The following is a 13,169-nucleotide window of genomic DNA, read 5'->3' as shown; positions in this document are numbered from 1 at the left end:
AGCGGTCGCGGTCAGGTTCCGCTGATGGGGATGAAAAGATCGTCGAGGTTCAAGTGTTTCTGCGGATCGGTCGTCAGGCTCCAGCTTTTTCTGATCGAGTTGTAAGTCAGCGTACCCTCGGTGTCGGGCTGGTAACCGATGTCGGTTACGTAAACTCGTGCCGCCAGTTCGTTGCGCTGTCTGTGCTGCTCGATGTCGGCCACCAGTGCGTCGACGCTGGCGTAGCTGCGGGCATTGATGACGTACAGCTGCAACACTTCAAACAGCAGCGAGACTTCATAGATATGGCCGGCGGAGGTCACCACGCTGATGGATTCCACAGGCGTGTCATCCTCGATATCCGGCAGTTCGATGGTGACGCTGGCAATGCGCAAGCGATTGTCCTCAAGCTGGATATCGTCACGTTTGACGGTTTCGCTCAGCGTGCGAGTGAACAGATTCCACGTTGACGCATTCGCCGTTTTCGCCGCGGCGCCCGGGGTGGACAGGCGCACGATGCAGTTGCTGGCCAGGTAAACGTCGTACGTCGCGCTCTGGCCCTCGAGTACGTAGATGCCTGTGTGCGTGCGTAGCTCGATGACCACTTTGCTCGCTTGCGCAGTCAGCACCGGTTTTTCGCTGACCAGGGGCTGGACAAACAGGTAGTTGCCATTGCGCCTTTTCAGCCAGCTGCGCGTGCTGGACACCCGCGTACCGGGATTTCTGGCGTCCTCTTCGTAGTCCAGCACGGGCACCTGCAGGCGGTACGAGACTTCATCCTGCATGACCAGCACGATGTCTTGCGCCAGCAACGGGGTGGTGACTTTCAGGCTGTTGCGGCCGCTGTAGCCCGTGGCCGCGGCGATGGTCGTTATCACGCCCTTGAACAGTACTGCTTTGGAGGGCAGCAGAAGCGACAGGCAAATGTCTTTGTAGATCAGGTGGGTATTGCCCGAAACGCCGTTACGCACTTCGACCTGGTAGCTGAGCACCGCGTCGACGATTTCGCTGGCCTTGAAGTCAAGGTAAACCGTGCTGGCCGTGGCAGCGGCAGCAGTCGCTGCAACGAACTCGACCCGACGATCCGTGCGTGCAACGAAGTGTCGGTGCAAGCCCTGAGGGGTGATCGTCACCGTGCCGCCATTGACGATGGCCGGGGCAGGTGCCGGTCGACCGTTGACGGTCACAGCGACCTCGATGTCCTGACTCGCTGCTTCACCAGGTCGAGCCGGGAGCAGCGCCAGCAGTTCATATTCGTCCTGAGTGCGGAACAGCCATCGGGCGTTTTTCAGTTGGCGTTGGCCGTCGACCATTTGATAGACGTTTTCCAGAGTCAGCACATGGTCGGGGTCGCAGCCATCGTTGCCGCGCAACGAGGTGATCACCAGTGAAGTGCCGATGAGCTGCCAGCGCTGAATGACCGCCCGCGCCCAGCCGAACTCGACCACGCTCGAATGTTCAGCCTCCTCGATGATTGTCGTCCGCGCGTTGGTGTTGGCGATGTAGTAACGATCCTCGCCATGGCCACCGTCGACCCGACATTCGGTGCCGAAGATAGCGATGGTGTCATTGCCGTCGCCGGCCTTGACGCGGTCGTATCCGTTGGCAGAAATCTGATTGGCGTCGGCCGTACCCGTGACGTGACTGGTGCCCTTGCGCAGGGTCGAGACATTCTCGAAAGAGGTCAGGTGGGCGACTTCGATCCCTTCGGCCTGCGGATCCAGGCCGCGCAGCATCACTTTGCCGGTCTGCAGATTGATGTCATGCCCGACGTGGCGCGTGTCACTGGTCGGGCGACTGCCTTCGAACGCCACCGTATCAGCGCCGCCTCCGCCGTCCAGCACGTTGACATGGGCCGGTTTGCCCGAGCGATCCAGTTCTCGGGCGGTGATTTCGTGATAGAAGGCATCGTTCTTGTCGCCGCCGGTGAGGGCCTTGTGGCCGTCGCGGTAGGTGAACAGGTTGGGCTGCGCCTTGACGCCGACGACGCGATCATTGCCATCGCCCATGCGCCAGAACACGCCTTTGCCTTCACCCGCGCTGCCGCTGACCTTGCCCTTGAGATCCGGCAAGCCATCGCGGGCATCGATCACATCGTCTGCGCCGACGATCACTGCCTGATTGTCGAGCTTGAACGGTTTCTCCCCGGTGCTTTCGTCCCAGACGTAACGCCATAGCTCGACCGCCTGTAATTCGGCGCGGAAGGCGCCGTTCACCACATGTTCGATGGAATTTTTGTACGCGCCCTCCAGCATGTCCTTGGCTGACAGTTCGAGCTGTTTCTCATGGTCGCGATAGCCTTTGGACAGCTTGAAGCGATCCATTACCTCGGTGTCCAGCTCCTTGCCAGTGAAGGCGAACCAGCCCGAGCGCAGGCGTTCATGGGCGGTCAGCTCGATGTAGTCGTCGATATCGTCAACCACTCGTGCAGCCTGGTAGATCATTGAGCCGGCGATCAACAATGCCGCAGCGACGAGGCCGACGGGCCCTGCAACGCTGCCAAAACCGGCCAGGGCGGCGACGCCCAGCACCAGGCTGATCCCCGCACCGGCGACACTCATGGCACCGCTGACGTAGTGATCCTGGGCCTCTTTGCCGGATGTGGCCGCGGCGGCGTTGAACGATTTGACGGCGTCGATGATATCGAAGGGCAGCGTGATCGCGCTGGCGAACATCCCGGCCCCGCGGCTCATGTATTTGCCCACCGACGTCAGCGGGAAATATTTGAAGAGTTTGCCGCCGTTGGTGAGCATTGCCTCGCCGGTTTTGGTCAGGCCCTGCTCGATGATCAGCGAGCCCAGTTCCGCTGCGATGGATCCGCCCTGGAAGATCGCTTCCAGCTTGTCACCCTTTCTGATTGCGTCGGCCATGGCCATGTAGCCGCTGTAAATGCCGAAGGCTTGCAAGCCGACGCCTGCACCGCTCATCAAATAGCTTTTGTTCCTGTTAACCCAGCCGGGGGTGTTTTCGAACGAATCGGCCCGATGGATGCCCAGTTTTTGCGCGGCTTTGCCGAGCTGGTTGAGGCGCTCCATCGTGCTCCCGGTACCGATGGGCGTATCGCTGATGAACAACGGCCCGGCATCGATGGAGCGTTTGCAGGCGATTTCAAAAAACAGCATGGCAGGCACGGCGCTGTCCGGAATGTCGACCGACTGCAGTCGGGCTTCGACTTTTGCCGCTTCGAAATTAAGGCCATCCAGAAAGGCCTGATCGGCATTTTTCATATCGGTATTGGCCGGGCTGACGGGTTGCCCGTTGACCGTGGCGCCCAATGCCTGCAGTTCGACCCGACTGGTCGTGAACTCGCCGATGCGCAATGGGCCGTAATACTTGTCGAGAGACCTGAGGCTTTGCCGGTGGGTGGCATCAGCGTTGTTTTCGAGAGCGGGTGAAGGCAAATGATGGAGATTGCCTGTCGAGGGCGCATGGACATTGGCCGAGGCATCGATCGGCGTGACCTGAAGCAGGCGCACGTTGGCAATGTGCGCGGAGGGTACGATGAGTTTCGACACGTCTTAATCCTTTAATGGTGTGTTTGAACAGCCGGTTTCCTTACCGGTGTTGCCTGTGTCATCTGCGTTTCAGGACCAGACGATGTCGTGCCCGGACTCGTTCCTGTTGCCCGACAGCCTGACTATCGGCAGAGCGGCCGCTTCGGCCTTGTCGATCAATCGATCGTATTCGAACTTGTTGGCATGCCCGGCATGGGTAGCCGCTTCGATCCGCTCGGCGCTGTTGCCGGCCATGTCCTTGATGTCCATCACCCTGGCGCCTTTGGTCTGGGCACTGTTGAGCAGCCAGATGCGCTCGGCATCGAGACCGCTGCGGGTGACCGAAATCAGCCCCTCGAAATCGTCGCTGGGGAACCAGGTCGGCGGCGTGTCGCGCGCTGTGGCATTGAACATCATGTTTTCTTCGTGGGGGACGACTTCCAGGTTCCGGGTGTCGAGGGCGTAGAGGAACATCTCCGTCTGGCGCGTGCGCGTGGATCGATAACCGCGCTCGGGATCCCATGTCACGGGGCTGGCCGGGTCAGACCAGTCGGAAGACGAACTGCTCGAAGAATCACTTGCGTCACTGTCCGAGCTGCTGTCTGCGGCATCCCGCCCCGGGTACTTATGCATCTGACTGTTGAAACGCAGGTACTCGGGATCGGGCGCGCTGGCATACACCTGCGCTTCTTTGAGGCTGAACGTTGCGCTGATCGGCTTGTGCGTGGTGGCGCCGGGCTCATGGTGGTAGCGCGGCAGCATGGTGCCGTCGTTTGCCAATTCGAAAGGGGTGCGCTCGTCACCGCGAAACAGCGCCGGGATATCGGTGCGGTACAGGCAGTTGTTCTTGTTGCGCAGATAGCCGAGTCGCTTGAGCAGCGCTTCGCGTAGCTCGGGGGTCAGAAAGTTTTCGGCGTGATACCAGTCGTGGCGGGCATTGCGCTTGAGGTTCAGCTGTTCAACCGCATCCTTGGCCAACTGATCGAGGCGGTGCGGATTGTCGACGTCGTCCAGCAGCCGCTTGTGTGCCTGGGCCCATGCAGGAATCGCCAGTTGCTTTTTCATCTCCTGCTGCAAACGCGTCAGTTGATCCGGCAGCAGGTTGTAGGACTGCAGAACGGCTTCGCGCTCTGCCAGGCTCAAGCCCGGATGCAGCCAGCGCAAAGCGTCACGCAGCAAGTCGGTGGCCGGATTTTCCGTGCTCACCGGATCTGCCCACTGTGGGGGTGTGCCTGCGGCCTCGGCTTCGACACGAAACCGCGTGATGTCCCGGCCTTGCAGCCCATACAGTTGCCAGATTTCCAGATCGGTCCACTGCTTGAGGTGCGAGGGAGGTGCGTTGAAACCGCCCTCTGGAGGATCGACCCGCCTGAGGTTGCCGAAAGAATCCCTGAAAGCAAACTGGATGCCGTCTTCGTTCGACCTCAGAACCGGTTGCATTTCGTAGTAGCCCTGGGCATCCGGCGAACGCTGCGAAGCGCGGTAACGGCTTTCATCGATAGGCGTGGTCATTGAGGTCAAACGCGGGCGCTTGGCAACAGGGGCGGCATCGGGCTGTGCGCTCACGGTCACCCCGGCCCGCTGCGGCACCGGTTGTTCGGTCAGGCGCCAGGTCGGGCTGTCGGCGTTTTTATAAAGGCGCGGGCCGGAGGCGGTGCGTTCGGTCAAGCGCTTGCTGCGCCAGACGCCGGACTCATCCCGGTCAACGTGGGTGGTCTTGATTGCGCCGTCAATTTCGACATCGACAAATCTTCTGCCGACGATCCAGCGAAATCCGTCAGCGTCCGCAGGGTTCATTCCGTGCACAAAAGCGTCGGACAGCCAGTAGTCATGGACCGGACTATTGGCTTGAGGCGCCTGGGTGCCCCGTGTCGGCATCCGAAAGATTTCGACGGCGGGTGGCTGTAAACGGGGCGCGACGATTTGCACGCCCATTGCATCCGCCGGCGACGTGGGATCGACAAGCCCGGGTGTGGGGAAGAGGGCGGGTGAAACGCCATCGAGCTGGCGTGGCGGGAGAGCGGCGGATTCCGGCGGGTGCGATGTGGCCGCGGGGGGCTTTCGAGGTGTTTTTGGGCTCATGGAATACTCGGAACAAACAGATTGAAAGGCATTGTTTTAGACGTTTGAAAGTTGCGGTATCAAACGTTGAACATGCGCTTTAGTTGTAATTAAGCCAAATCAATCTAACCGGTTTTCACTGGGAGGAATGACACTTTCAAACGAAGTGTGGCCTGATTATGTAACGTCTGTTTTGTATATGTTTCAAGCGGGGAATTGTCTGGTTTTAATCAGGAAGTTTGACCGGGCACAAGTAATCGAGTGTCAGCAGTGAGTGCCGCTCTTGTCGGAATATTCCTAAAGAGCGGCGTTAGACAAACAATACTTGTAAGTTGGTCCGGTTTAGTAGGCGTAACGCAACAGTGTGTGTGGCAGGTGGCGCAAGACGAAAAAACCGAACAGGGCCACCATCGATGGCAGGATCAACCACCAGATCCTGAACGGCATCGGGTCGAGTGACGTCTGCCGCTGGCTCAGCCATAACATCGCGGCGCAGACGCAACTGGCGAGCATGGCGCCGGCGAGGATGTCGGTCGGCCAGTGCGCGCCCAGATAAACCCGCGACAAGGCGATCGACAGCGCCGGTATACAGGCAATCAGCAGCCAGGTCAGGCGCATGCGTGGCGGCTGTCCGCGACCGGCCAGCACGCCGAGTGTCAGGAACAGGGCAAACGCGCCGGATGCGTGGCCGCTGGGCATGCTGTAGGTGGTCAATGGATCACTGAGCACCTCTGGGCGTACCCGGGCGAAAAAGTATTTGGTTCCGGTGTTGGCCATCGCAGTGATGAGCATGGTGGAGCCGGCGAACATCGCCTGGCGCCATTGCTTGCACAGCAACAGCAGCACGACGAGCAGGGCGCTGAACAGCAGCATGTTGCGGAATTCGCCGATCAGGGTCAGCGTCACGGCGATTTCGTCCAGCGCTGGCTGGCGGTGCTCCTGCACCAGGGTCATCACGCCATTGTCGAGCGCGGTCAGGTACGGATAGCCGATGAACAGGCCGATCAGGATCAGCAAGCTCATGCTACCGATCCAGATTGTCGCGCGACGATGACGACGCACACTGCTGTTGACGCTCAGGCCGACCATCACTGCCACGCTGGCGGCGACGATGCCGGCCTCGAGCCAGAAACCTTCGGGCAGAGGCAGGCGGAACGCAGCACCTGTGGCCCAGCCCGGCAGCAGATAGGCCAGGCTCCAGCCGGCGGCTGCGAGCAGGCTGACGGCGAAGAAACGCGGGAACGGCATGTCGCACATCCCCGCGACCATCGGCAGCATCGGCCGCAAAGGACCGATGAAACGCCCGACCAGCAGGCTGGCGATGCCATAGCGCTGGAAGTACGACTCGGCACCCGCCATCCATTCCGGGTGGTGGCGCAGCCCGGGGAGGCGGCGGATGTTCTGGTGAAAATGGCGCCCGAGGAAATACGAAATCAGATCGCCGAGGATGCCGCCGAGAAAGCCCAGCAGCAGCGTCTCGCTCAATGACAGCGCGCCGCTGCCGGCCAGTACCGCCACGGCGAACAACAGCACCGTGCCCGGGACGATCAGCCCGGCAATCGCCAGACATTCCACGCACGCAACGATGAACACCGCTGCGGCCAGCCACTGTGGATTGGCGCCGAGCCATCCGGTGATGCTATCGAGCCATGGGCCCATAGAGAAAACTCCATCCAATCTTTAATTGATCGTTACGCGTTTGACTTCTGACCTGTGGGAGCGAGCCTGCTCGCGAATGCGGTGTGTCAGACGATAGAAGCGTTGGCTGGCACGACCCCTTCGCGAGCAGGCTCGCTCCCACAGGGGGGCATCATCTATTTGCGGATTCGGCGTCAGCTCCGGGAAGCAGGCAATAATCCCGGCCTTCGACCTGACCCCGTCGCAGCGGGTTCCGCGTGCACCATTGGGCATACGCGGCGTCAACGAAGCGATACATCAAGTGTTCATCGCGGCCCAGCGGAATTCCCAGCCGGGTGGTCTGGATAATGTGTGTCGGCGCCGCCCCGGCGTCCTCGACCAGCAACAATTCATGGTCGAAACGCTTGGCGTCCCACATCGGCACTTTCAAACCCAGCGCCTTGCACAGCAATGTCTGCCCGGCGCAGAGCTTCTGCGTCGGACGCGGCCGGCCCTGAGCATCGGGGTTGTTCACCAGCATCTGCGCCAGACTCGCCGGGCCGCTGACTTCATCGACCCACGGATAGGCGGACTTGATCAAAACGGCATTGCCCGGCCCCTGGGCGCTGAAGTTCAGCGAATCACCGCCGCGGGCGTAGTACATATAGATGTGCCCGCCATCCAGAAACAAAGCCTTACGTTTTTCTGTATAGCCGAGGGAGGCGTGGCTGCCTTTTTCCGCGCAGTAATAGGCCTCGGTTTCGATGATCCGCGCACTCAGCCACAGATCGCCGACGCGGTGACGGATCACTTTGCCGAGCAGGGCCTGCGCCAGTACCTGGGCGTCGCGGTCGAAGAAACTGTCCGGCAGGCCCACGGGCAGGCGCGCGGACTCGGGGCATAGGGGCACGTTGGTCATGATGGGCAAGGTTTATCCAGGCTCAATGAGGTCGTGATGATAACAACGCTGAGCTTAATTACGTCTGAACGACGGGCAAACGCAGCTCATTTCGACCATCCGCCCGTCACCGCTGTTAGTCCCGGGACGCGACAGCTATAATCTGCCGCTTTCCTCTTTGCCAAGACCCCAGCAGACCATGACTGAGTCCGTTCTTGACTACATGACCCGATTGGGTCGCGCCGCCCGCGCTGCCTCCCGGGTCATCGGTCGCGCCAGCACCGCGCAGAAAAACCGCGCCTTGCAGGCTGCCGCCAATGCTCTGGACGCTGCGCGCGCCGAGCTTGCTGCAGCCAATGAGCAGGATCTGGCAGCCGGTCGCGCCAACGGTCTGGAACCGGCATTGCTCGAGCGTCTGGAACTGACCCCGGCACGCATCGACGGGATGATCGTCGGCTTGCGCCAGGTCGCAGCACTGGCGGATCCGGTCGGCGCGATCCGCGACATGAGCTTCCGTCCGTCGGGCATTCAGGTCGGCAAGATGCGTGTCCCGCTGGGCGTGATCGGGATCATCTACGAATCCCGCCCGAACGTGACCATCGATGCCGCCAGCCTGTGCCTGAAGTCCGGCAATGCGACCATCCTGCGCGGTGGCTCCGAGGCGATTCATTCCAACCGGGCGATTGCCGCCTGCATTCAGCGCGGCCTGGCCGAGGCTGAATTGCCCGCCGCCGTGGTGCAAGTGGTGGAAACCACCGACCGCGCCGCCGTCGGTGCGATGATCAGCATGCCTGAATACGTCGACGTCATCGTTCCGCGTGGCGGGCGTGGCCTGATCGAGCGCATCAGCCGCGATGCCCGCGTTCCGGTGATCAAGCACCTGGACGGCATCTGCCACGTGTATGTCAGCGAACACGCCGATCCGGCAAAAGCTCAACGCATCGCCTTCAACGCCAAGACTTACCGTTATGGCATCTGCGGCGCGATGGAGACCCTGCTGGTCGATCAGGCTGTTGCAAATGACTTTCTGCCAGCAATGGCCGCGCAGTTCCGCGAAAAAGGCGTCGAGCTGCGTGGTTGCGAGCGTACCCGGGCGATCATCGAGGCTGTAGCCGCCACCGAGGACGACTGGCACACCGAGTATCTGGCGCCGATCCTGTCGATCCGCGTGGTCGACGGCCTGGAGCAGGCGATCGAGCACATCAACCATTACGGCTCCCATCACACCGACTCGATCGTCAGCGAAAACCTCGCCGACACCCGTCGGTTCGTGGCGGAAGTCGACTCGGCCTCGGTGATGATCAACACACCGACCTGCTTTGCCGATGGATTTGAATACGGATTGGGTGCCGAGATCGGCATTTCTACTGATAAGCTGCACGCCCGCGGCCCGGTGGGCCTCGAAGGGCTGACCTGCGAGAAGTACATCGTGGTCGGCGACGGCCAGTTGCGCGGCCAGGCGACGGTCTGACTTGACCGACCTCGACCTGACAGCGCCGCACACCGGCAGCGAGTCGCGCCCGCAACGCATTGGCGTACTGGGCGGTACGTTCGACCCGGTGCACATCGGCCATTTGCGTGGCGCGCTGGAAGTCGTCGAGGCGTTGGCGCTGGACGAGTTGCGCCTGATGCCGAACGCGCGGCCGCCACATCGCGGTACGCCGCAGGTGTCGGCGCAGGATCGGCTGGCGATGGTCGAGTGCGCGGTGGCCGGATTGCCGCCGCTGGTGGTGGACGCCCGCGAATTGCAGCGGGACAAACCGTCCTGGACCATCGATACCCTGGAGTCGCTGCGCGCAGAGATGCCCGCCGAGACCCAGGTTTTTCTGCTTTTGGGCTGGGACGCATTTTGCGGCCTGCCCACTTGGCACCGCTGGGAAGAGTTGCTCCAGCATTGCCACATCCTGGTGCTACAGCGCCCGGACGCCGACAGCGAACCGCCGGATGCCTTGCGCAACCTGCTGGCAGCGCGTTCGGTGAGCGACCCGCTGGCCCTGAAAGGGCCGAGCGGACAGATTGCATTCGTCTGGCAGACACCGCTCGCGGTTTCCGCCACCCAGATCCGTCAACTGCTGGCCAGCGGTAAGTCGGTACGTTTCCTGGTGCCCGACGCGGTCCTGGCCTACATCGATGCGCACGGTCTGTACCGTGCGTCGAACTGAACAAGGCGTGCTTCACCGATGCGGATTACCGTATCCCCAAGCCGCCGAATACATGAGCAAAACGAGTTTCATATGACTGATAAAGATCTACCGAAAGTAAAGCGCAAAGGCACGTTCAAGAGCGCACCACTGCCGGAAGCCGTCAACACCAACGAGCCGCTCAAGGGCGACGAACTGGTCAAGATTGCCGTCGCCGCGCTGGAAGACGTCAAGGCCCAGGACATCCAGATCATCGATGTGCGCGACAAGCAGAGCATCACTGACTACATGATCATCGCCACCGGTACCTCCAATCGCCAGATCAACGCGATGCTCGACAAGGTCCGCGAGGAAGTGAAAAAGCAGGGCGCCAAGCCGCTGGGCGAAGAAGGCAAGGGCGACAGCGACTGGGTACTGCTCGACCTCGACCTGGTGATCGTGCACATGATGACCGCCTCGGCGCGTCAGTTCTACGACCTGGAGCGCCTGTGGGCCGGTGCCGAGCAAAGCCGTGCGGCTGATGCCAAGCACCACAGCCCGGAGAACACCCACGAGCATTTCACCAAGCTCAACAAAGACCAGTTCTAAGGGATTGCTGTGCGACTGCGCCTGATCGCCGTCGGTTCACGCATGCCCAAGTGGGTGGAAGAAGGCTGGCATGAGTATGCCAAGCGTCTTCCGTCCGAGCTGGCGCTGGAACTGGTGGAAATTCCGCTCAACACCCGTGGCAAGAATGCCGACGTGGCCCGTTTCATCCGCCAGGAAGGCGAAGCCATGCTGGCCAAGGTCGGGCACAACGAGCGGATCGTCACGCTGGAGGTTCACGGCAAGCCCTGGAGCACCGAGCAACTGGCGGTCGAACTCGATCGCTGGCGCCTGGATTCGCGCACGGTCAACTTCATGGTCGGCGGCCCGGAAGGGCTGGCACCGGAAGTCTGTGCCCGCGCCGACCAGCGCTGGTCGTTATCGCCGCTGACCTTGCCGCACCCGTTGGTGCGGATTCTGATCGGCGAACAGTTGTACCGTGCCTGGACCGTGTTGTCCGGCCACCCTTACCACAAGTAAGCCTGCCCTCATGTCTCAGCCGATCCGCATCAAGGACCACGAAAAGGACGCCCGTCTGGTGCGCAGCCGTGTCGTGTTCGGTGCGATCGTGATCGTGTCGCTGATCTGTGTGCTGATCGCGCGCCTGTATTACCTGCAGGTGATCCAGTACGAGTACCACTCGACCCTGTCGGAAAACAACCGCGTCCACGTGCAGCCGATTCCGCCGACGCGCGGGCTGATTTTCGACCGCAACGGTGTGGTCGTGGCCGACAACCGGCCGAGCTTCAGCCTGAGCATGACCCGCGAGCGCTCCGGCGACTGGCAACAAGTGCTCGACGTCATCGTCGAGGTGCTGGAGCTGACGCCCGAGGACCGGGTGATCTTCGAGAAACGCATGCGTCAGGGGCGCCGGCCGTTCGAGCCGGTACCGATCCTGTTCGAGCTGACCGAAGAACAGATCGCCCGGATCGCGGTGAACCAGTTCCGCCTGCCCGGGGTGGAAGTGGTCGCGCAACTGGTCCGGCATTACCCGCAGGGCGCGCATTTTGCGCACTCGGTGGGCTACATGGGGCGGATCAACGAGAAAGAGCTGAAGTCGCTGGATCCGGTCAACTACAGCGGCACCCACCACATCGGCAAAACCGGCATCGAGCGTTTCTACGAGCCGGAATTGCACGGTCAGGTCGGTTACGAGGAAGTCGAGACCAACGCCCGTGGCCGCGTGTTGCGCGTGCTCAAGCGCACCGATCCGATTCCCGGCAAGGACATCGTCCTGAGCCTCGACATCAAATTGCAGGAAGCCGCCGAGGCCGCACTGGGCGGGCGACGTGGCGCGGTGGTAGCGCTCGATCCGAAAACCGGCGAGGTGCTGGCGATGGTCAGTCAGCCGAGTTTCGACCCGAACCTGTTCGTCACCGGCATCAGCTTCAAGGCCTACGCCGAGTTGCGCGACTCCATTGATCGGCCGCTGTTCAACCGTGTGCTGCGCGGCCTGTACCCGCCGGGCTCGACGATCAAACCGGCGGTGGCGATTGCCGGTCTCGACGCTGGCGTGGTCACGGCTTCCAGCCGAGTGTTCGACCCGGGCTATTACATGCTGCCCAACTACGATCACAAGTACCGCAACTGGAACCGCACCGGTGACGGCTTCGTCGACCTCGACACGGCGATCATGCGGTCCAACGACACCTACTTCTATGACCTGGCGCACAAGCTCGGCATCGATCGGCTGTCGACCTACATGAACAAGTTCGGCATCGGCCAGAAGGTTTCGCTGGACATGTTCGAAGAATCCCCGGGCCTGATGCCGTCTCGCGAATGGAAGCGGGCGACGCGCAAACAGGCGTGGTTCCCCGGCGAAACCCTGATTCTCGGGATCGGCCAGGGCTACATGCAATCGACGCCGCTGCAACTGGCCCAGGCCACGGCGCTGGTGGCCAACAAGGGCATCTGGAATCGTCCGCACCTGGCCAGGTCCCTCGATGGGGTCAAACCCGTGGATGACAACCCGATGCCTAACATCGTCCTGCGCGACCCCTCCGACTGGAACAAGGTCAACCACGGCATGCAGCAGGTGATGCACGGTGCCCGTGGTACCGCGCGCAAAGCGGCGATCGGCGCGCAATACCGCATCGCCGGCAAGTCCGGTACCGCGCAGGTGGTGGCGATCAAGCAGGGCGAGAAATACGACCGCTCCAAGGTCCAGGAGCGCCACCGCGACCACGCCCTGTTCGTCGGCTTCGCCCCGGCCGATGACCCGAAAATTGTCGTCTCGGTGATGGTAGAGAACGGTGAGTCCGGCTCCGGCGTGGCCGCGCCCGTGGTACGTCAGGTGATGGATGCCTGGTTGCTCGACCAGGACGGCCATCTGAAAGCCGAGTACGCCAGCCCTATCACTGCGGAGGCCACGGCCCGTGATGAATAATTTTGATC

The 13,169-nt window shown here is 61.6% G+C and carries 9 protein-coding genes; 5 read left to right on the top strand and 4 right to left on the bottom strand.

Translation table 11 applies throughout. From position 1 onward, the window contains the following. Window positions 1–11: 11 nt before the first annotated feature. The 4 genes from BLU71_RS18435 to BLU71_RS18420 form a co-directional block, all read right to left on the bottom strand. Window positions 12–3,494: a hypothetical protein gene (locus tag BLU71_RS18435; protein ID WP_083353637.1), complete on the bottom strand. Its 3,483-nt coding sequence runs from the start codon at window positions 3,492–3,494 to the stop codon at window positions 12–14. Between the two features lie 69 nt (window positions 3,495–3,563). After that, complete coding sequence (locus BLU71_RS18430; RefSeq protein WP_231982422.1) at window positions 3,564–5,270, bottom strand: hypothetical protein; 1,707 nt, start codon at window positions 5,268–5,270, stop codon at window positions 3,564–3,566. Between the two features lie 606 nt (window positions 5,271–5,876). Beyond that, window positions 5,877–7,193: a bifunctional DedA family/phosphatase PAP2 family protein gene (locus BLU71_RS18425; RefSeq protein ID WP_042610587.1), complete on the bottom strand. Its 1,317-nt coding sequence runs from the start codon at window positions 7,191–7,193 to the stop codon at window positions 5,877–5,879. Between the two features lie 151 nt (window positions 7,194–7,344). Beyond that, the gene (locus BLU71_RS18420; RefSeq protein WP_042610586.1) at window positions 7,345–8,070 is read right to left on the bottom strand and encodes a DNA-3-methyladenine glycosylase; all 726 of its coding nucleotides are present in this window, start codon (window positions 8,068–8,070) and stop codon (window positions 7,345–7,347) included. Between the two features lie 178 nt (window positions 8,071–8,248). On the opposite strand from BLU71_RS18420, the gene BLU71_RS18415 reads away from it, so the two are divergent. The 5 genes from BLU71_RS18415 to mrdA all read left to right on the top strand — a co-directional run bounded on the left by BLU71_RS18415 (window position 8,249) and on the right by mrdA (window position 13,161). Then, window positions 8,249–9,520: a glutamate-5-semialdehyde dehydrogenase gene (locus BLU71_RS18415; protein ID WP_083353635.1), complete on the top strand. Its 1,272-nt coding sequence runs from the start codon at window positions 8,249–8,251 to the stop codon at window positions 9,518–9,520. 16 nt (window positions 9,521–9,536) lie between these two features. Beyond that, a complete protein-coding gene (gene nadD / locus BLU71_RS18410; protein WP_376779090.1) occupies window positions 9,537–10,211 on the top strand; it encodes a nicotinate-nucleotide adenylyltransferase in 675 nt (224 codons plus the stop codon). Window positions 10,212–10,283: 72 nt separating this feature from the next. After that, window positions 10,284–10,778 (top strand): ribosome silencing factor, encoded by a 495-nt coding sequence (rsfS, locus tag BLU71_RS18405; RefSeq protein WP_016773024.1) that lies wholly within the window; start codon window positions 10,284–10,286, stop codon window positions 10,776–10,778. A 9-nt stretch (window positions 10,779–10,787) separates the two neighbouring features. Beyond that, window positions 10,788–11,255 carry a 23S rRNA (pseudouridine(1915)-N(3))-methyltransferase RlmH gene (gene rlmH, locus BLU71_RS18400; protein ID WP_011063671.1) on the top strand — a complete coding sequence of 156 codons (468 nt, stop codon included), beginning with the start codon at window positions 10,788–10,790 and terminating at the stop codon, window positions 11,253–11,255. 10 nt (window positions 11,256–11,265) lie between these two features. Continuing rightward, window positions 11,266–13,161, top strand: coding sequence for a penicillin-binding protein 2 (gene mrdA, locus BLU71_RS18395; RefSeq protein WP_042610582.1), 1,896 nt, complete (start codon window positions 11,266–11,268; stop codon window positions 13,159–13,161). Window positions 13,162–13,169 lie beyond the last annotated feature (8 nt).

This window comes from Pseudomonas moraviensis (genome assembly GCF_900105805.1).
Classification (GTDB): domain Bacteria; phylum Pseudomonadota; class Gammaproteobacteria; order Pseudomonadales; family Pseudomonadaceae; genus Aquipseudomonas; species Aquipseudomonas moraviensis_A.
This window is presented reverse-complemented; position numbering and strand designations above follow the sequence as displayed.

Bases quoted from the DNA above. Each gene is read 5' to 3' on its own strand.
- BLU71_RS18430 (WP_231982422.1), bottom strand. From the start codon at position 5,270: ATGAACCCTGCGGACGCTGACGGATTTCGCTGGATCGTCGGCAGAAGA.
- BLU71_RS18425 (WP_042610587.1), bottom strand. From the start codon at position 7,193: ATGGGCCCATGGCTCGATAGCATCACCGGATGGCTCGGCGCCAATCCA.
- BLU71_RS18420 (WP_042610586.1), bottom strand. From the start codon at position 8,070: ATGACCAACGTGCCCCTATGCCCCGAGTCCGCGCGCCTGCCCGTGGGC.
- BLU71_RS18415 (WP_083353635.1), top strand. From the start codon at position 8,249: ATGACTGAGTCCGTTCTTGACTACATGACCCGATTGGGTCGCGCCGCC.
- rsfS (WP_016773024.1), top strand. From the start codon at position 10,284: ATGACTGATAAAGATCTACCGAAAGTAAAGCGCAAAGGCACGTTCAAG.
- mrdA (WP_042610582.1), top strand. From the start codon at position 11,266: ATGTCTCAGCCGATCCGCATCAAGGACCACGAAAAGGACGCCCGTCTG.